This window comes from Halopseudomonas sp. Lyrl_26 (assembly GCF_051948695.1).
GTDB classification, from domain to species: Bacteria; Pseudomonadota; Gammaproteobacteria; order Pseudomonadales; family Pseudomonadaceae; genus Halopseudomonas; species Halopseudomonas formosensis.
Genome location: NZ_JAYJLH010000001.1, coordinates 599,011 through 617,011 on the forward strand (window position 1 = coordinate 599,011; position 18,001 = coordinate 617,011).

At 59.8% G+C, this 18,001-nt stretch carries 19 protein-coding genes; 8 read left to right on the forward strand and 11 right to left on the reverse strand.

The window, feature by feature from the left end; translation table 11 throughout:
• The first annotated feature begins 6 nt into the window (after positions 1-6).
• From rraA to VF673_RS02940, 5 genes are all read left to right on the forward strand, one after another.
• A complete protein-coding gene (rraA, locus tag VF673_RS02920; protein ID WP_090540027.1) occupies positions 7-492 on the forward strand; it encodes a ribonuclease E activity regulator RraA in 486 nt (161 codons plus the stop codon).
• Between the two features lie 91 nt (positions 493-583).
• Entirely contained in the window at positions 584-835 is a 252-nt protein-coding gene (locus VF673_RS02925; protein WP_440290804.1) for a hypothetical protein, read from the forward strand.
• Between the two features lie 10 nt (positions 836-845).
• On the forward strand, positions 846-1,667 hold the full coding sequence (locus VF673_RS02930; RefSeq protein ID WP_320331976.1) for a mechanosensitive ion channel family protein: 822 nt from the start codon (positions 846-848) through the stop codon (positions 1,665-1,667).
• A 41-nt stretch (positions 1,668-1,708) separates the two neighbouring features.
• Complete coding sequence (sigX, locus tag VF673_RS02935) at positions 1,709-2,290, forward strand: RNA polymerase sigma factor SigX (RefSeq protein ID WP_440290805.1); 582 nt, start codon at positions 1,709-1,711, stop codon at positions 2,288-2,290.
• Positions 2,291-2,385: 95 nt separating this feature from the next.
• Positions 2,386-3,348, forward strand: coding sequence for an OmpA family protein (locus VF673_RS02940; RefSeq protein ID WP_090540019.1), 963 nt, complete (start codon positions 2,386-2,388; stop codon positions 3,346-3,348).
• Between the two features lie 90 nt (positions 3,349-3,438).
• On the opposite strand, the gene VF673_RS02945 is transcribed toward VF673_RS02940, so the two are convergent.
• From VF673_RS02945 to VF673_RS02985, 9 genes are all read right to left on the reverse strand, one after another.
• Complete coding sequence (locus VF673_RS02945) at positions 3,439-3,885, reverse strand: acyl-CoA thioesterase (RefSeq protein WP_440290806.1); 447 nt, start codon at positions 3,883-3,885, stop codon at positions 3,439-3,441.
• Positions 3,886-4,074: 189 nt separating this feature from the next.
• Positions 4,075-5,673, reverse strand: coding sequence for an isocitrate lyase (locus tag VF673_RS02950; RefSeq protein ID WP_440290807.1), 1,599 nt, complete (start codon positions 5,671-5,673; stop codon positions 4,075-4,077).
• Positions 5,674-6,114: 441 nt separating this feature from the next.
• A complete protein-coding gene (locus tag VF673_RS02955) occupies positions 6,115-6,930 on the reverse strand; it encodes a secretin N-terminal domain-containing protein (protein WP_440290808.1) in 816 nt (271 codons plus the stop codon).
• A 49-nt stretch (positions 6,931-6,979) separates the two neighbouring features.
• Entirely contained in the window at positions 6,980-7,408 is a 429-nt protein-coding gene (locus VF673_RS02960; RefSeq protein ID WP_273128738.1) for a GNAT family N-acetyltransferase, read from the reverse strand.
• Positions 7,401-8,591, reverse strand: a complete 1,191-nt coding sequence (locus tag VF673_RS02965) for a ribosomal protein uL16 3-hydroxylase (RefSeq protein ID WP_440290809.1) — start codon at positions 8,589-8,591, stop codon at positions 7,401-7,403. The genes VF673_RS02960 and VF673_RS02965 overlap by 8 nt, the downstream gene beginning before the upstream one ends.
• Before the next feature lie 89 nt (positions 8,592-8,680).
• The gene (gene purB / locus VF673_RS02970; protein WP_440290810.1) at positions 8,681-10,051 is read right to left on the reverse strand and encodes an adenylosuccinate lyase; all 1,371 of its coding nucleotides are present in this window, start codon (positions 10,049-10,051) and stop codon (positions 8,681-8,683) included.
• A gap of 62 nt (positions 10,052-10,113) precedes the next feature.
• Positions 10,114-10,734: a high frequency lysogenization protein HflD gene (gene hflD, locus VF673_RS02975; protein WP_440290811.1), complete on the reverse strand. Its 621-nt coding sequence runs from the start codon at positions 10,732-10,734 to the stop codon at positions 10,114-10,116.
• The gene (gene mnmA / locus VF673_RS02980) at positions 10,731-11,858 is read right to left on the reverse strand and encodes a tRNA 2-thiouridine(34) synthase MnmA (RefSeq protein WP_440290812.1); all 1,128 of its coding nucleotides are present in this window, start codon (positions 11,856-11,858) and stop codon (positions 10,731-10,733) included. The genes hflD and mnmA overlap by 4 nt, the downstream gene beginning before the upstream one ends.
• Position 11,859: 1 nt before the next feature.
• Positions 11,860-12,294, reverse strand: coding sequence for an NUDIX hydrolase (locus VF673_RS02985; RefSeq protein ID WP_440290813.1), 435 nt, complete (start codon positions 12,292-12,294; stop codon positions 11,860-11,862).
• Between the two features lie 327 nt (positions 12,295-12,621).
• On the opposite strand from VF673_RS02985, the gene icd reads away from it, so the two are divergent.
• Complete coding sequence (gene icd / locus VF673_RS02990; RefSeq protein ID WP_090539999.1) at positions 12,622-13,878, forward strand: NADP-dependent isocitrate dehydrogenase; 1,257 nt, start codon at positions 12,622-12,624, stop codon at positions 13,876-13,878.
• A 98-nt stretch (positions 13,879-13,976) separates the two neighbouring features.
• On the opposite strand, the gene cspD is transcribed toward icd, so the two are convergent.
• A complete protein-coding gene (gene cspD / locus VF673_RS02995) occupies positions 13,977-14,234 on the reverse strand; it encodes a cold shock domain-containing protein CspD (RefSeq protein ID WP_090539998.1) in 258 nt (85 codons plus the stop codon).
• A 227-nt stretch (positions 14,235-14,461) separates the two neighbouring features.
• Between cspD and clpS the strand changes: the two genes are divergently transcribed.
• Positions 14,462-14,824 carry an ATP-dependent Clp protease adapter ClpS gene (gene clpS, locus VF673_RS03000; protein ID WP_440290894.1) on the forward strand — a complete coding sequence of 121 codons (363 nt, stop codon included), beginning with the start codon at positions 14,462-14,464 and terminating at the stop codon, positions 14,822-14,824.
• 32 nt (positions 14,825-14,856) lie between these two features.
• Positions 14,857-17,124, forward strand: coding sequence for an ATP-dependent Clp protease ATP-binding subunit ClpA (clpA, locus tag VF673_RS03005; RefSeq protein WP_090540096.1), 2,268 nt, complete (start codon positions 14,857-14,859; stop codon positions 17,122-17,124).
• A gap of 48 nt (positions 17,125-17,172) precedes the next feature.
• Here the strand turns inward: clpA and xthA are convergent, their stop codons facing one another.
• The gene (gene xthA / locus VF673_RS03010) at positions 17,173-17,988 is read right to left on the reverse strand and encodes an exodeoxyribonuclease III (protein ID WP_440290814.1); all 816 of its coding nucleotides are present in this window, start codon (positions 17,986-17,988) and stop codon (positions 17,173-17,175) included.
• Positions 17,989-18,001 lie beyond the last annotated feature (13 nt).

The following is an 18,001-nucleotide window of genomic DNA, read 5'->3' on the forward strand; positions in this document are numbered from 1 at the left end:
ATGACTATGCACTATGTAACTCCGGATCTGTGTGATGCCTACCCCGATGTGGCGGTAGTCGAACCGATGTTCAGCAACTTCGGCGGCCATGATTCCTTTGGAGGCGAGATCGTCACGGTCAAGTGCTTCGAGGACAACTCCGTGGTCAAGGAGCTGGTCGAGGAAGATGGCACTGGCAAGGTCATGGTGGTGGATGGCGGCGGCTCCATGCGCCGCGCCCTGCTGGGCGACATGCTGGCAGAGAAGGCGGCCAATAATGGCTGGGAAGGCATCATCGTCTACGGCTGCGTTCGTGATGTCGATGTTCTCATCCAGACTGCTCTGGGTATTCAGGCTCTGGCCAGCCACCCGATGAAGACCGAAAAGCGCGGCATCGGTGACCGTAACGTGCCGGTGACCTTCGGTGGCGTTACCTTCCGCCCGGGCGAGTACGTTTACGCCGATAACAACGGCGTCATCGTCTCCCCTGTGGCGCTGAAGATGCCCGAGTGACGGTGGTCTGACAGTCGATGGCGCCGCCCGGGTGACACAACCCGGGCGGCGCGCGTCTGTCTCTGTGAATCCACCGACTTCGGAGAATCCCATGGACGATCCTTTCGAACGACACCTGCGCAGTCTGATGCAGGATTCCTCTGCGCATCCCACTCCCGAGGATGACAAGCGGCTGGAGCGGGTATTGCACCGCGCCCATATTCACAGCGGCCTGTTCGACCTGCTCAAGCTGTTTGCCAACTGGGGCTGGGTGATCGGCGAAGGCGGTGCCCGCGGCCTGCGGCACGCCAGACCCGTGCGTCGTGCCCGGGACAACAGCAGTTCTTCCGACCTGAATTCATAGCGAGCCTGTCATGGAACATGAAACCTGGAGCCAGAGCTTCATCTATGCGATGACAGCCCTGTGGACCAAAGTTGCATCCTTCATTCCCGATCTCATTACCGCACTGATCATTGTCCTGCTGGGCTTTGTCGTGGCGCGCATTGTCGACGCGGTACTCAGCAAGGGGCTGGCCAAGCTGGGCCTGGACCGCCTGATGCGCGGGGCAGGGGTCACGCGTATGCTGAGTCGCATCGGGATCGCCTCCCCGGTATCGGCAGTGGTGGGCAAGATCATCTACTGGTTCATTGTGCTGACCTTCGTGGTGTCGGCCGCCGAGACCCTGGGCCTGGCCCGGGTGTCTGCCACCCTCGATGCCTTCGCGCTCTATCTGCCCAAGGTGTTCGGCGCGGCGCTGATCCTGCTGGCCGGTCTCCTGCTGTCTCACCTGGTGGCCGGGGTGGTCAAGGGGACAGTGGAAAGCATCGGTGCGGATTACGCCGGTGGCATCAGTCGCCTGGTGCAGGGGCTGCTGGTCATCATCACCGTGTCGCTGGCCATCGGTCAGTTGCAGATCGAGACCCAGCTGCTCAATACGGTTATTGCTATCGTTCTCGTGTCCTTCGGTGCGGCAGCGGCCCTGGCGATGGGGCTGGGCAGTCGCGAGACGGTCAGTCAGATCATCGCCGGTGTCTACCTGCGCGAACTCTACGAGGTCGGCGACCGGGTCCGGGTCGATGATATAGAGGGTGTGATCGAGGAGATAGGTACGGTCAAGACACTGCTGGTGGACGATGAGGGCCGCCTGATTTCCGTCCCCAATCGCAGACTCACCGAGAATCCTGTCTCGCGTTAATCGCGGGACGACCCGAGCCACACAGTGATGATGATCCCGTCTTGACCAGTTCGTCCGCGTCATGCAGCCGTATCCAGCTATCCGAAATGATGGATGAAGAACTGGTAATTCGTGCTAAGCGTGAACTTTTTCATACTACCGTTGCCTATGAGGAGTTGATGCGCAGATATCAGCGTACGCTCTTTAATGTATGCGCTCGTTATCTGGGCAACGAGAGGGATGCTGATGATGTATGTCAGGAGGTGATGCTGAAGGTCCTTCATGGACTCAAGCAGTTCGAAGGAAAGGCCAAGTTCAAGACATGGCTATATAGTATCACCTATAACGAATGCATTACTCAGTATCGGAAAGACAAGCGGAAGAGACGGTTGTACGACGCGCTGAGCCTGGATACTCAGGAAGAAGCGCAGGAGCCGGAGCAGCCTGCAGTGGACAGCAAGGGGCTTGATCACTGGCTGGTACACGTCAATCAGGTGGACCGGGAAATACTGGTGCTTCGCTTTGTGGCAGAACTGGAGTTTCAAGAGATATCGGACATTATGAATATGGGCCTCAGTGCTACCAAGATGCGATACAAGCGCGCTCTGGAAAAACTGAGGAAGCATATAAGCAACCCGTTCTAGTGCGAATATTTATTGATGTTATTCCGGTTCTGCTATAATGCGTCTGAAGTTTTGCGCAAACCTAACGTCCGAATGGATTTAACGGGGATTCACAGATGAAATTGAAAAATACAGTAGGTATCGTAGTAAGTGCAGCTATCGCGGGATCTGCGCTTCCGGTGATGGCTCAGAGCGCTGGCTCTGTTGAAGTCGAGGCGTTCGCCAAGCGCTACTTCACTGACAGCATGCGCAACCTGGACGACGGCACTCTGGTAGGTGGCAGCCTCGGTTACTTCCTGACCGACGACACCATGCTGAGCGCCTCCCTGGGTACTTACAAGAGCCTGGAATCCGACATCACCGGTGAAAGCATTGACGGTCGCATGGCTACTCTGGAAGCCGTTCACCATTTCGGACAGGGCGCCATCCGTCCTTACGTTTCCGGTGGCTTCGGTCATCAGGAGCTGGACCAGCCCTTCACCAGCCAGCGTGACCGTACCACCATGGCTCTGGCCGGTGTTGGTGTGAAGAACTATCTGAACGAGAACTTCTTCGTCAAGGCCGGTCTGGACGTGCTGCATGGTCTGGATCATGGCAACACCGAATGGCAGGCCGGCGTAGGTCTGGGTCTGAACTTCGGCGGCAGCAAGCCCGCTCCGGTAGTAGCGCAGGCCGAACCGGCTCCGGCTCCCGCTCCGGCTCCAGAACCGGCTCCTGAAATGCAATCCGTACGCGTAGAGCTGGATGTCAAGTTCGACTTCGACCGCGACACCATTCGCCCCGAGTTCCGTCAGGACATCCAGAGCCTGGCCGAGTTCATGCGTACCTACCCGTCGGTCACCACCACTGTTGAAGGCCACACCGACTCCGTCGGCTCCGACGCCTACAACCAGAATCTGTCCGAGCGTCGTGCGAACTCCGTACGTCAGGCTCTGATCGACGAAGGTGTTGAAGCTTCCCGCGTTAACGCTGTGGGCTACGGTGAGTCCCGTCCGATTGCTGACAACAGCACTGACGATGGCCGCGCCATGAACCGTCGCGTAGAAGCTGAAGTAGAAACCCAGGTTGAAGTCCGTTAATCGGTTTCCACCAACAAAAAACCCGGTCATCTGACCGGGTTTTTTTATACCTGAGGGGAAGCGGGACTCTGTCGGATCGGCCCGGTTAAGTCAGCCCTCGATCTGATTGACGCCGGGGAAGCGCAGGCGGAAGTCTTCCGGCATGGGTGTTACCTTGGATGCCAGGAAGTTGTAGAACACGAAGCCGGACTTGGCCAGGGCCACCAGCTCACCGCTTTCCGCCTTGGTGATGCGGAAGATGATATCGCCGCCATACTTGTTCAGGTCCATCAGACCCACTTCAAACACCAGGGTTTCCCGAGCGAAGGCTTCGCGCCGGTAGGTGGTGGCCAGATCGGTAACTATGATGCCGACATCATTGACGCTGACTTCCTCGATGCCGAACTGGTACAGAAAGCGCGCTCTGGCTTCCGAGATCATGGAGATCATGGAGTCGTTTGCCAGATGTTTGCCTGAGTTGATATCGGTGATGCGGACGGTCAGCTGCGTAGTGAAGTAGAACTGATCTTCCGGAAATTCCAAATGTAAGCGTGCCATTTCTCTAAAAACCTGCTGCTACATGAAGTCGAAAATCACTGGGGCAGGGCCGCAGGTTCGACGATGAATCGCGTATTGTACGCTACCTTTGCACGGGCATGACAGCAGCTTGCCAGCGCCCATACGGAAAAGGCCACCCGAAGGTGGCCTCTCCTCAACACCGGGCCGCAGCCCTTGAACCGTCAGCTATCAGCCGAACTGGTTCATGGTGTTGTCTTTACCACCGGCCTTCAGAGCGGCTTCACCAGCAAAGTATTCCTTGTGGTTGTCGCCGATGTCGGAGCCGGCCATGTTCTGGTGCTTGACGCAGGCGATACCCTGACGGATCTCCTGACGCTGAACGCCTTTCACGTAGGCCAGCATGCCTTCCTCTGCGAAGTAGCCTTTTGCCAGGTTGTCGGTGGACAGCGCGGCAGTGTGGTAGGTCGGCAGAGTAATCAGGTGGTGGAAGATGCCGGCTTCGCGGGACGCGTCCTTCTGGAAGGTGCGGATGCGCTCGTCGGCTTCGTTGCACAGATCGGTTCCGTCGTACTCTACGCTCATCAGGTTGTTGCGGTCGTAGGCGGAAACATCCTTGCCCTGGGCAACCCAGTCGTCGAACACCTGCTGACGGAAGTTCAGGGTCCAGTTGAAGGACGGGCTGTTGTTGTAAACCAGCTTGGCATTGGGTACTACTTCGCGGATGCGGTTAACCATGTTGGCGATCTGGCCAACGTGCGGCTTCTCGGTTTCGATCCACAGCAGGTCAGCACCGTTCTGCAGGGAGGTGATGCAGTCCAGAACCACGCGGTCTTCGCCAGTACCGGGGCGGAACTGGAACAGGCCGGAGGCCAGGCGCTTGGGCTTGAGCAGCTTGCCGTTGGCCTTGATGACCACATCGCCGTTCTCGATGTCGTCAGCGCTGGTGATGTAGTCACCGTCCAGGAAGCTGTTGTACTGGTCGCCCAGGTCGCCTGGTTCGTTGGTTACGGCGATTTGCTTGGTCAGACCGGCGCCCAGGGAGTCGGTACGGGCAACGATGACGCCGTCATCAACGCCCAGCTCGAGGAAGGCGTAGCGAACAGCGTTGATCTTGGCCAGGAACTCGGCATGGGGAACGGTTACTTTACCGTCCTGGTGACCGCACTGCTTCTCGTCGGAAACCTGGTTCTCGATCTGGATGCAGCAGGCACCGGCTTCGATCATCTTCTTGGCCAGCAGGTAGGTGGCTTCGGCGTTACCGAAACCGGCGTCGATGTCGGCGATGATCGGCACAACGTGGGTTTCGAAGTTGTCGATCTGGGCCTGGATTTCAGCTTCCTTGGCCTTGTCGCCAGCGGCACGGGCGTCGTCCAGGGCAGTGAACAGCAGGTCCAGTTCACGGGCATCGGCCTGACGCAGGAAGGTGTACAGTTCTTCGATCAGAGCAGCAACGGAAGTCTTCTCGTGCATGGACTGGTCGGGCAGGGGACCGAACTCGGAGCGCAGAGCGGCGACCATCCAGCCGGACAGGTACAGGTAGCGCTTGTTGGTGGTCTTCAGGTGCTTTTTGATGGAGATCAGCTTCTGCTGACCAATGAAGCCGTGCCAGCAGCCCAGGGACTGGGTGTAAGCGCTGCTGTCAGCATCGTACTCGGCCATGTCCTTGCGCATGATGGCGGCGGTGTACTTCGCAATGTCCAGACCGGTCTTGAAGCGGTTCTGAATGCGCATGCGAGCGGCGTATTCCGGGTTGATTGCGCTCCAGCCGTTACCTGCGGCTTCTTTCAGTGCGGCAACAGCTTTCATTTCGTTTTGGTAAGCTGACATGGTCAATCCTTCAAAATGTGCGTTTGGTTCTGACGTTAGTCGACCCCGAACCCACAGCCTTGGCCTGGGCGCGGCACTCCGCAGTGCGTCGAAACAGTGACCGGAATTGAAGAATGACAGGAGAGAGGAGAGGGTGACGTTCAGCCCGTCGTGAGTCGGAGACACTGCCTGCGTCTGGCGCTGGCGGCGTTCTGCCTGAGTCATGCAGTCTGTTCGTTTGGTTCGCTTCCCCGTCCCTCAGGACAACTTCGTTCCAGTCGCAACCTCGTCGAACTGCCTTGTGGGCGGTAAGGACACGAATGACTCCGTAGGTTCAGGAGTTCATCCGGAGCCCGTAAGGGGCTCTGGCTAGCGGGAGCGGGGCAATAATGCGACTTAGCAGAAAAGAAGTCAATGTATTTGTAGTGATTAATACACAACACTACAAATCTATAACAAAACTCAGTCCAGCCGTTCGACCATCAGGCGAATGCTCTGCTGCGCGGTATTGCGGGTGGTGATCCGGCGGCCGACATCCCTGCGCTGACTGCTTTCCAGGTCGTCTACACCACCTATGGTGACCCACTCGCCCAGCCGGGCGCTGACCACGGTGTCGGTACGCTGAACGTCGACCACACCGCGCCCGGCGGTGCTCTGGCGATCATGGTTGGAACTCAGATTGATGGTGGCCGTGTCTCCGTTCAAACGCACAGTGGCGTAGAAGCCCGAGGTCACGTCGTGATACTCAGTCTGCTGCATGACCTGGCCGTAGATACTGGTCGTGGTGGTGGTCAGGGGGATGCTTTGCCCCGTCTGGATCAGCACCGGATACCCCTCGTTGGCCACTATGACCCGTACCCCGTCGTCAGCATGGCTGGTTTCGCGGCGTATGATGCGGGCCTGGTTGCCGCCCCGAGGCTGGCCCACGAGGATATCCCCGGCGCCGGTGCGAATACGCCCGTCGATCTGGTATCCCTGCTCGCTGGCGGCACCGGTGCCGGCATTGGCGACGCTGATGCGCAACCGTGTCGGCCTGCGATCGAGGTCGCTGAGCAGGGCGCGGATTTCCTGCAGACGCTCGGGCTCGGCGCGGATGATCAGCTGATTGCCGTAGGCCGAGGCCCGCTCGTCCGAATGCAACAGCGGCTGCAGGGCCGGCAGCAGGTCCTCGGCCATGCCGTAATCGAGGGGAATGATCTCGGTCCTGGGGGCAGCATATGCGAGCGTGTTGGCCAGGATCAGGAGGGGCAGCCAGATCAGCAGAGGGAGTGCTTTCATCGCAGGGCTCTCGATATCGGGATCTGCCCCAAGTCTAGCAAGACTGCGATTATGGAGTGGGCCAGTGCAGACACATGTCCCGGTGGGGGATGCCTGCGTCGAGATACTCCTCGGAGCAGACGCTGAAGCCGAGCCGCTGATAGAAGCCCAGGGCATGGGTCTGGGCGGACAGCTCCAGCCGCGGCAGGCCCATGCTGCGGGCATGGGCCATGACTGCGCGCATCAGCAGCTCGCCCAACCCCTGTCCACGGGCCTCGGCAAGCAGGGCCACGCGACCGATGTGACCATCCGCGAGCAGGCGGGCGGTACCGAGGGGGCGACCCTCGACGGTGAGCAGGAAGTGCGTGGCATCGGTGTCATGCGCGTCCCACTCGAGTTCCGCGGGTACCTGCTGCTCATCGACGAACACGCACTGGCGGATGTCACGCAGCGCCGGGGTGCGCGACCATTCCACCACCTGGACAAGGGGTTCAGTCATCGTCATCCTCGTTCTCGCTGTCTTGCTCGGGGAGCAGATCCCCTTTGCCGAGCAATTGCTGCAGCAGCTCCATGGCTTCAGCGTCATCGCTCCAGGGTGCCAGCTGCTCGGCGCCCAGATAGCGCCCGTTGCAGATAAGCTGAACCAGGGGACGCAGGTGCAGGGGCAGAATGCAGTGTTCGCCACTGGCAAACAGCATCAGGTAGTCCTGCTGCTCCTGGCGCCAGGCCAGTCGCGCGCTCGGGTTGCGCACCAGCCCGTAGCCGCTGGCCAGCAGCTCGTGCAGCAGTCCCGGTTCCAGTTCCTGCGTCTGGACAAGCTCCGGGTAACGCGGCTCGGTCATGAAGCGGCCGAACCAGGTGCCCAGCGCTTCCCGGTCCTGAACCAGCCCCAGAACCAGCTGTTGTAGGCGCTCGACGGTCTGTTCGTCGATCTGCGCGGGGTCGGCGGGCAGGGACAGGTCCGCGTCACCATACCGTTGCTCGTCACTCAGATACTGGGCCAGGAAGTCGGTGAAGTGGGTCAGCACCTCGGCATGACTGGGGGCGCGGAAGCCGACCGACCAGGTCATGCAGTCGTCTTCGGCAATGCCGTAATGGGCCAGCCGCGGCGGCAGGTAGAGCATGTCACCAGGCTCGAGCACCCACTCCTGCTGCTGCTGGAAGTCGCGCAGAATGCGCAGGTCCGGATGCTCGAGCAGGGGGCTGTCGCTGTCGCACATCTGGCCGACCTTCCAGCGTCGATGACCATGGGTCTGTAACAGGAACACATCGTAGTTGTCGAAATGCGGGCCCACGCTGCCGCCCGGAGCGGCGAAACTGATCATCAGATCATCGACCCGCCAGCTGGGCAGAAAGCGGAACTGATCGAGGATCTCCGCAACTTCCGGCACAAACTGGTCAACGGCCTGCACCAGCAATGTCCAGTCCCGTGCCGGCAGGTCGCGGTAGCTGTCCTCGGTGAAAGGACCACGGCGCAGCTCCCAGGGCGTAGCGCCATGCTCGAGTACGATCCGCGATTCGACTTCCTCCTCCAGGGACAGGCCGGCCAGCTCGTCTGCGGACAGCGGGCTCTCGAACCCGGGAAAGGCCTGGCGGATGAGCAGAGGCTTCTTCTGCCAGTAATCGCGAAGAAACTCTTCAGCGGACATGCCGCCGGGCAGGGTGGATGCGGAAAGGGTCATGACGGTGCCTCGCGGAGCGCTGGAGCGGGTGGAGTGGCGATGGGGCTTGCAGGGTTGCTGCCCGGTCCTGGACCGGGCAGCGCGGCAGCTCAGATCCGGCGTGCCTGGGCGGCGGCATTGCCGATGTAGCTGGCCGGGGTCAGTGCCTTGAGTTCGCGCTTGGCCTCCTGCGGAATCTCCAGACTGTCGACAAAGGCCTGCATGGCTTCCGGGGTGATGCCCTTGCCACGAGTCAGCTCCTTGAGTTTCTCGTAGGCCTCGGGCACGGCATAGCGACGCATGACCGTCTGCACGGGTTCGGCGAGTACTTCCCAGCTGTTGTTCAGGTCTTCAGCAATTCGTTGAATATTCACTTCCAACTTGCTGATTCCCTTGAGAGTTGACTCATAGGCAATAACCCCGTGAGCGAAGCCGACACCCAGATTGCGCAGTACGGTGGAGTCGGTCAGGTCGCGCTGCCAGCGGGAGATCGGCAGCTTGCTCGCCAGGTGTTGGAGAATGGCATTGGCGATTCCCAGGTTACCCTCGGAGTTCTCGAAATCGATCGGGTTGACCTTGTGCGGCATGGTGGAGGAGCCGATCTCGCCAGCCACGGTCTTCTGCTTGAAGTAGCCGAGGGAGATGTAACCCCAGACATCCCGGTCGAAATCAATGAGGATGGTGTTGAAACGCGCCACCGCGTCGAAGAGCTCGGCGATGTAATCATGCGGCTCGATCTGGGTGGTGTAGGGGTTGAAGGTCAGCCCCAGTGTGTCCTCGATGAAGCTGCGGGCATTGGCCTCCCAGTCCACCTGAGGGTAGGCGGACAGGTGGGCGTTGTAGTTGCCGACGGCACCATTGATCTTGCCCAGCAGCGGTACGGCCTCGATCTGGGCGATCTGGCGCTCCAGTCGATACACCACGTTGGCCATCTCCTTGCCCAGTGTGGTGGGGGAAGCCGGTTGGCCGTGGGTACGGGACAGCATGGGAATATCAGCAAACTGTACGGCCAGATTGCGGATCTCGTCGGCAATTCGGCGCATCGTTGGCAGTACCACTTCGTCACGCCCGGCGCGCAGCATGAGCGCATGGGACAGGTTGTTGATGTCCTCGGAGGTGCAGGCGAAGTGGATGAACTCGGCGACGGCATCCAGTTCGGGCAGGGCCTTGGCCTCTTCCTTCAGCAGATACTCCACCGCCTTGACGTCATGGTTGGTGGTGCGTTCGATTTCCTTGATGCGCTCGGCATGACTCAGCTGGAAGTTGTCTACCAGACTGTTGAGCAGGGCATTGGCCTCGGCGGAGAAAGGCTTGATCTCGGGAATGCCGGGATGGGCTGCCAGGCACTGCAGCCAACGCACCTCAACCTGTACACGGAAGCGGAGCAGACCATATTCACTGAAGATACTGCGCAGGGAGGCAGTCTTGCTGCCGTAACGGCCATCAACGGGAGATACGGCAGTCAGGGAGGACAGTTGCATGGGGAATCTCATCTATAGGGCTGGCAGAAAGGCGCAAATTATACATCATCCGCGCTATTCCTTCAGCCGTTGAGAATCGTTCTGACTGCCTCCAGCAGCTTGCGGCGTGACAGCAGCAGCTGCCAGCGGTGACCGCCCAGCTGTCGCCACAGGCGGGCCGAGCGAATCCCGGCCAGCAACAGGGCCCGAATGCGGTTGGCGATGTCCGGCTGCTGGAGGTGGCGCATGTCGCCATGCACCTGAATACGCAGGCGCAGGGTGCTCAGGGTATCCTGATAGGCACCGCCCAGCGCGGCCATCACGTTATCGTGCAGCAGGCCGAAATGGCTTACCTGATTTTCCACCTGCTGCAGACGCCCCCCCAACACCTCCAGCATGTCGGGACGCTTATCCAGCTGGCGTTCCAGTGCGATCAGGTTCATGGCGTAACGCAGGGCATCGCGTTGCAGGGCAGCGGTATCGCGCTCGAGCATGGCTTCCAGGGCCTGCAGGCCGCCACGGATCTGATGGTGGGAGCCACCATACACATCCAGCGTAGTGGCAGGGGAACGCTCCAGAATGCTCTGCACCAGGCAGGCCGCGGGCCCCTCTGCGTACTGGCCACTGCGGGCCAGCTTGTCTACCTGGATGGCGGCCTCGAAGATGCCGCCAAGAGCCAGTGCCTGCTCTTCGTACCCGGTCATGCCTGGGCCTCGCTGAATGCCGGAATGGCGGTCTCGATGACGCCACCGCCGAGGCACACCTCGCCCTGATAGAAGACGATGGATTGGCCCGGTGTCACCGCTCGCTGAGGCTCATCGAAGCGAATCAGCCAGCCGCCTTCGACCGGTTCCAGTGTGCAGTCCTGGTCCGGCTGGCGATAGCGGACCTTGGCTGTGAGGCGCAGGGGCTCCTGTATGTCCATGGGGTTGACCCAATAGATGAGCGAGCACTCGAGTGCGCTGGAAAACAGCCAGGGGTGATCATTACCCTGGCCGACCACCAGTACGTTGCGGTCCAGATCCTTGCGCAGCACATACCAGGGGTCATCGCTGGCCCCCTGCAGCCCGCCGATGCCCAGCCCCTGACGCTGACCTATGGTGTGGTACATCAGGCCGTGATGGCGGCCGATGACCTTGCCGTCGGTGGTCTGGATCTCGCCGGGCTGGGCGGGCAGATAGCGTTTGAGAAAGTCGCTGAAGCGACGCTCCCCGATGAAGCAGATGCCGGTCGAATCCTTCTTGCGTGCGGTCGCCAGCTCGTACTTTTCCGCGATGCGCCGCACCTCGGGTTTTTCCAGCTCGCCCACAGGAAACAGGGTGCGTGCAAGTTGCTCCCCGCCCACGGCGTGCAGGAAGTAGCTCTGGTCCTTGTTGGTATCGACCCCGCGCAGCAGCAGCGACTGACCATCGTGATCCGCACGGCGGGCATAGTGGCCGGTCGCGATGAGATCGGCGCCCAGCGACAGGGCGTACTCGAGGAAGGCCTTGAACTTGATTTCCCGGTTGCACAGGATATCCGGGTTGGGCGTGCGTCCGGCCTGGTACTCCTCCAGGAAATGCTCGAACACGTTGTCCCAGTATTCCGCAGCGAAGTTGGCGGTATGCAGCTTGATACCCAGCTTGTCGCTCACTGCCTGGGCATCGGCCAGGTCTTCCTTGGCGGTGCAGTATTCGGTGCCGTCATCCTCGTCCCAGTTCTTCATGAACAACCCCTCCACCTGATATCCCTGCTCCAGCAGCAGGGCAGCGGAAACGGAGGAGTCGACACCGCCGGACATGCCGACGATGACCCGGGTATCAGCGGGCGGCTTGGCTTGTGTATTCATGTCAGCGGATCAGATCCAGTGGATAACGCGGCCGGTTCAGATAGTCCAGTATGCACTGCAGCACCAGGGGGCTGCGCAGTCGTGATTCGCGGGCGCGGATTTCCTCGAGGGTCAGCCAGTGGGCTGCGAGAATGCCGTCATCCAGCGGCAGTTCGGACCGATGCTCCAGGGCGTCGGCCGAGAAACAGGTGCGCTGATAGGTTTCGCCATTAGCGCCCCGGAACAGATAGATGCCGGTAACGCCGGTGAGTTCGACGGTCCAGGCGGTCTCTTCAAGGGTTTCGCGCAGAGCAGCCTGCATTAGACTTTCGTCTGCCTCCAGGTGCCCGGCGGGCTGGTTGAAAACCACTGAATTGCCGCTGATCTCCTCAACCATGAGGAACCGTCCTTGCCGCTCTACAATGGTGGCAACGGTAACGTGGGGTAGAAAACGCATGCATGACTCCCGATTAAGGGCGATAGGGTAACGCAAACAGCGTCAGTGGTGAAATCTTCCGGCATCATCTATATGGCTATTGGATTTGCCGAAAAAACCAGCCAAGATGCTGTATGCGGCGCTTGTAGCGCGAAATGTAGTCGCACTACATTCTTTGAGTTCGCGCCATGGCCAATTCCCTGAAACAGACGTATTATCGAGGTCGCCACTATAAAGTGCGTGACTTTATGTAGGAAAACTACAACAATACGGCCCCACCAGTGCCGTATTCTTACGACCCGGAACAAGCCTCCGGGTTCTTCATTGACAACGACAACGGAGTCACAAATGGGATACCAAAAGATCCAGGTGCCGGCCAGCGGCGACAAAATTACCGTTAATGCCGACCTTTCCCTGAACGTTCCTGACAACCCGATCATTCCCTTCATCGAAGGTGATGGTATCGGTGTCGATATTTCTCCCGTCATGATGAAAGTCGTCGACGCTGCCGTTGAGAAGTCCTACGGTGGCAAGCGCAAGATTTCCTGGATGGAAGTCTACGCCGGCGAGAAAGCCACTCAGGTTTACGATCAGGACACCTGGCTCCCGGAAGAAACCCTGGAAGCTGTGAAGGACTACGTTGTCTCCATCAAGGGCCCCCTGACCACGCCGGTAGGCGGCGGTATCCGTTCGCTGAACGTGGCGCTGCGTCAACAGCTGGACCTCTATGTCTGTCAGCGTCCGGTCCGCTGGTTCACCGGCGTCCCCAGCCCTGTGAAGAACCCCGGCGACGTGGACATGGTCATCTTCCGCGAGAACTCCGAAGACATCTACGCCGGTGTCGAGTGGAAGGCAGGCTCCCCTGAAGCCGAGAAGGTGATCAAGTTCCTGACCGAGGAAATGGGCGTCACCAAGATCCGCTTTACCGAAGGTTGCGGTATCGGCATCAAGCCGGTATCCGAGCAGGGCACCAAGCGCCTGATGCGCAAGGCACTGCAGTATGCGGTAGACAACGACCGCAGCTCCGTGACCATCGTGCACAAGGGCAACATCATGAAGTTCACCGAAGGTGCCTTCAAGGAGTGGGGCTACGAAGTGGCTCGCGACGAGTTCGGTGCCGAGCTGCTGGACGGCGGCCCGTGGATGCAGTTCAAGAATCCCAACACCGGCAAGAACATCATTGTCAAGGACGCCATTGCTGACGCCATGCTGCAGCAGATCCTGCTGCGTCCGGCCGAGTACGATGTGATCGCCACCCTGAACCTCAATGGTGACTACCTGTCCGACGCCCTGGCTGCCGAAGTAGGTGGTATCGGTATTGCTCCCGGTGCCAACCTGTCCGACTCGGTTGCCATGTTCGAAGCCACCCACGGTACCGCACCCAAGTACGCCGGTCAGGACAAGGTGAACCCCGGTTCCCTGATTCTGTCCGCCGAGATGATGCTGCGTCACATGGGTTGGGTGGAAGCCGCCGACCTGATCATCAAGGGTGTGGAAGGCGCCATTGCCAACAAGACCGTTACCTACGACTTCGAGCGCCTGATGGACGGTGCCAAGCTGCGCAAGTGCTCCGAGTTCGGTGACGATGTGATTGCTGCAATGTAAGCATCTGCCTTACCGACTGCAGAACGACACAAGCCGGCATTTGCCGGCTTGTGTGTATCTGGAGTGCCCGTTACAGCAGGAGGAGCGGGCGGTTGAGGTTACTCGGCAGTTGCAAGATCGCTGGCGGGGGCTTCCGATCTGCGTACCGGCTCACCCAACGCCTGGATGTTGACGGCATGCAGACCCTTGGGGCCCTGAATGATCTCGAACTGCACAGGCTGTCCGGCCTTGAGCGTGCGATATCCATCCATCTGGATGGCAGAATAATGGGCGAAGAGGTCTTCGTTACGTCCTTCCGCGACGACGAAGCCATACCCTTTGGCATTATTGAACCATTTGACCTTGCCGATCTCCATGCTGCATTCCTCTGCTGTCCCCAAACATAACCAACGCCCGATACACTTAAGCGTATACAGGGCACGCCTGTTACACTTTTTAACAGTGGATCATTTTAAGTCAAGTTGGGTGCTGGCAAGCTGTGTACCAGCGCACATTTTGCCTGTAGCCTGATGCATACTTCACTCATGACCTGCCGCGCACAGCGCAACGGCGGGGTTTTCATGGCCTCAAACCGACACACAAGATCTATGCAACGATGGAAATTCAACTAACCTTTATGCAGATACCGGGTCAACCGGAGCATGAGGACCAGGGTGATCTGGCTGTCCAGACCGGAAAGCCCGAACTCAAGCCGCCGCCACGCTATCAGGTGGTCATGCTGAATGACGATTACACACCGATGGATTTCGTGGTGGAGGTACTCGAAGTTTTTTTCTCTCTGGACCGCGAATCGGCTACACGAGTGATGCTTCAGGTCCATACTGAAGGTAAAGCAGTCTGTGGTGTGTACTCCAAGGATGTGGCGGAAACCAAGGCGGCTCAAGTGAATGAATACGCCCGGGAATGTCAGCATCCGCTTATGTGTCAGATTGAACGGGAAGCCTAGACGAACAATGTCGCTTGATGATGGGGGCGCATATGCTTAACAGAGACCTTGAGATTACCCTGAACCTTGCGTTCAAGGAGGCTCGCAGCAAACGGCATGAGTTCATGACCGTCGAGCACCTGTTGCTTGCGTTGCTGGACAACCAGGCGGCCGTGGCGGTCCTGCGCGCCTGCGGTGCTGATCTGGAACGCCTGCGCCGTGAGCTGTCCGAATTCATCGATTCGACAACGCCCCTGATCCCGAGCCAGGACAGCGAACGTGAAACCCAGCCGACGCTCGGCTTCCAGCGCGTGCTGCAGCGAGCGGTATTCCATGTGCAGAGCTCCGGCAAGAGCGAAGTCAACGGCGCCAACGTACTCGCGGCCATTTTCAGTGAGCAGGAAAGCCAGGCGGTCTTCTTTCTCAAGCAGCAGCACATCGCCCGTATCGACGTGGTCAATTTCATCTCCCACGGTATTTCCAAGGTGGCGGATGACAGCGAAAGCGTGCAGATGGATTCCGAGAATCTCGATGAGGAGGCCGGCGAAGCCGTCAGCTCCAGCAATCCGCTGGACGCTTATGCCACCAACCTCAACGAACAGGCGCGTCTCGGCCGCATCGACCCTCTGGTAGGGCGCGCCGACGAGGTCGAACGGGTGGCGCAGATCCTGGTGCGCCGGCGCAAGAACAACCCGCTGCTGGTGGGTGAGGCCGGGGTCGGCAAGACAGCCATTGCCGAAGGTCTGGCCAAGCGTATCGTGGATGGCGAGGTACCCGACGTACTGACCCAGGCTGTGGTGTACTCGCTGGATCTCGGCGCACTGCTGGCCGGTACCAAGTACCGCGGGGACTTCGAGAAGCGCTTCAAGGCGCTGCTCAAGGCGCTGAAGAAACGTCCCCAGGCGATCCTGTTCATCGACGAAATCCATACCATCATTGGCGCCGGCGCGGCCTCCGGCGGTGTCATGGACGCGTCCAATCTGCTCAAGCCACTGCTGTCCTCGGGTGAGATCCGCTGCATAGGATCCACCACCTTTCAGGAGTTCCGCGGCATTTTCGAGAAGGATCGTGCACTGGCACGTCGCTTCCAGAAGGTGGATGTGGTCGAGCCCTCGGTCAGCGACACCATTCAGATTCTCAAGGGGCTTCGCAGCCGCTTCGAAGAACATCATGGTATCCGCTACACCGACGAGTCACTGAAAGCGGCTGCGGAGCTGGCCGACCGCTACATCAATGACCGGCACATGCCGGACAAGGCCATAGACGTGATCGACGAAGCCGGCGCCTATCAGCGCCTGCGACCGGCGGAAGACCGTCCCGAGCGCATTGATGTGGCCGAGGTGGAGGCCATAGTGGCCAAGATCGCGCGGATTCCGCCCAAGCATGTGTCGACCAGCGACAAGCAGTTGCTGAAAAATCTTGAGCGGGATCTGAAACTGGTCGTCTTCGGCCAGGATCAGGCCATCGAGGCCCTGAGTACGGCGATCAAGCTGTCCCGTGCCGGTCTGAAGTCGCCGGACAAGCCGGTCGGCTCCTTCCTGTTCGCCGGTCCCACCGGGGTAGGCAAGACCGAGGTCACCCGGCAGCTGGCCAAGAGCCTGGGCGTGGAGCTGGTGCGTTTTGACATGTCCGAATACATGGAGCGCCATACGGTGTCACGCCTCATCGGCGCGCCGCCGGGATACGTGGGCTTCGATCAGGGCGGCCTGTTGACCGAGGCGCTGAACAAGACGCCCCATTGCGTGCTGCTGCTTGACGAGATCGAGAAGGCGCACCCTGAGGTCTTCAACCTGCTACTGCAGGTGATGGACCATGGCACCCTGACCGACAACAACGGGCGCAAGGCGGATTTCCGCAATGCGATCATAGTGCTCACGACCAACGCCGGGGCGGAATCCATGGCCCGTGCGTCCATCGGGTTCACCACCCAGGACCACAGCACTGATGCCATGGAAGTGATCAAGAAGACCTTTACCCCGGAATTCCGCAACCGTCTGGATGCCATCATCCAGTTCGGCCGCCTGACCCACGACAGCGTCAAGTCGGTGGTGGACAAGTTCCTCACCGAGCTGCAGGCCCAGCTGGAAGACAAGCATGTGCTGCTGGATGTGGACGATGCAGCACGCAACTGGCTGGTCGAACACGGTTACGACCCGCTGATGGGGGCTCGGCCGATGGCGCGGCTGATCCAGGACAAGATCAAGCGTCCGCTGGCGGAGCAGATCCTGTTCGGCGATCTGGCCGATCACGGCGGCACGGTGCACGTTACCCTGCGCGATGGGGAGCTGGTTCTGGACGTGCCGGAGGAGGAAATGGCCTGACCAGGGCCACGCAAGCCTGACGCCGGCAAGCGGCGTCAGGCTCCGCGGTCAGAGGCTGAACCTGGCCCAGACCGGGGCGTGATCCGAGGGCTTTTCCATGCTCCTGATCCCGTAGTCGATGCCAGTGTCGATGCAGTGCTCGATAAGCCCCTTGCTGGCCATGACCAGGTCAATCCGCAGGCCGCGCTTGGGGTTATCCTCGAACCCGCGACTGCGGTAGTCGAACCAGCTGAAACGATCATTCACTGTGGGATTCTTATGCCGGAAGGTATCCACCAGCCCCCAGTCCTTGAGTCTTTGCAGCCACTCCCGTTCCTCCGGCAGGAAGCTGCACTTTCCGGTACGCAACCAGCGCCTGGCATTGGCCTCGCCGATGCCGATGTCGCAGTCCTCTGGCGAGATGTTCAGATCACCCATCACCACGATGCGCTGGGCGGGATCGAAATTCTGCTCCAGATGGGCCTGGAGGTCCGCATAGAATCTGGTTTTGGCGGGGAACTTGATCGGGTGGTCCCGGCTCTCGCCCTGGGGGAAATATCCATTGAACACGATCAGCGGCTGGCCATCGGCACAGGGCAGGGCGGCGCTGATCATCCGGCACTGTGCGTCCTCGCCGTCATTCGGAAAGCCCTTGCGTACCCACAGGGGTTCATCACGGGTCAGCAGCGCAACGCCGTAATGGCCTTTCTGGCCATGATAATGCACGTGATAGCCCAGCTCCTGCACCGCCTCGAGGGGAAACTGCTGATCATCCACCTTGGTTTCCTGCAGCCCGATCACGGCGGGCGCATGCTGATTGACCAGCTCCTGCAGCTGATGAGGTCTGGCGCGCAAGCCATTGATGTTGAACGAAACTATTTTCATGTAAATCCCATTG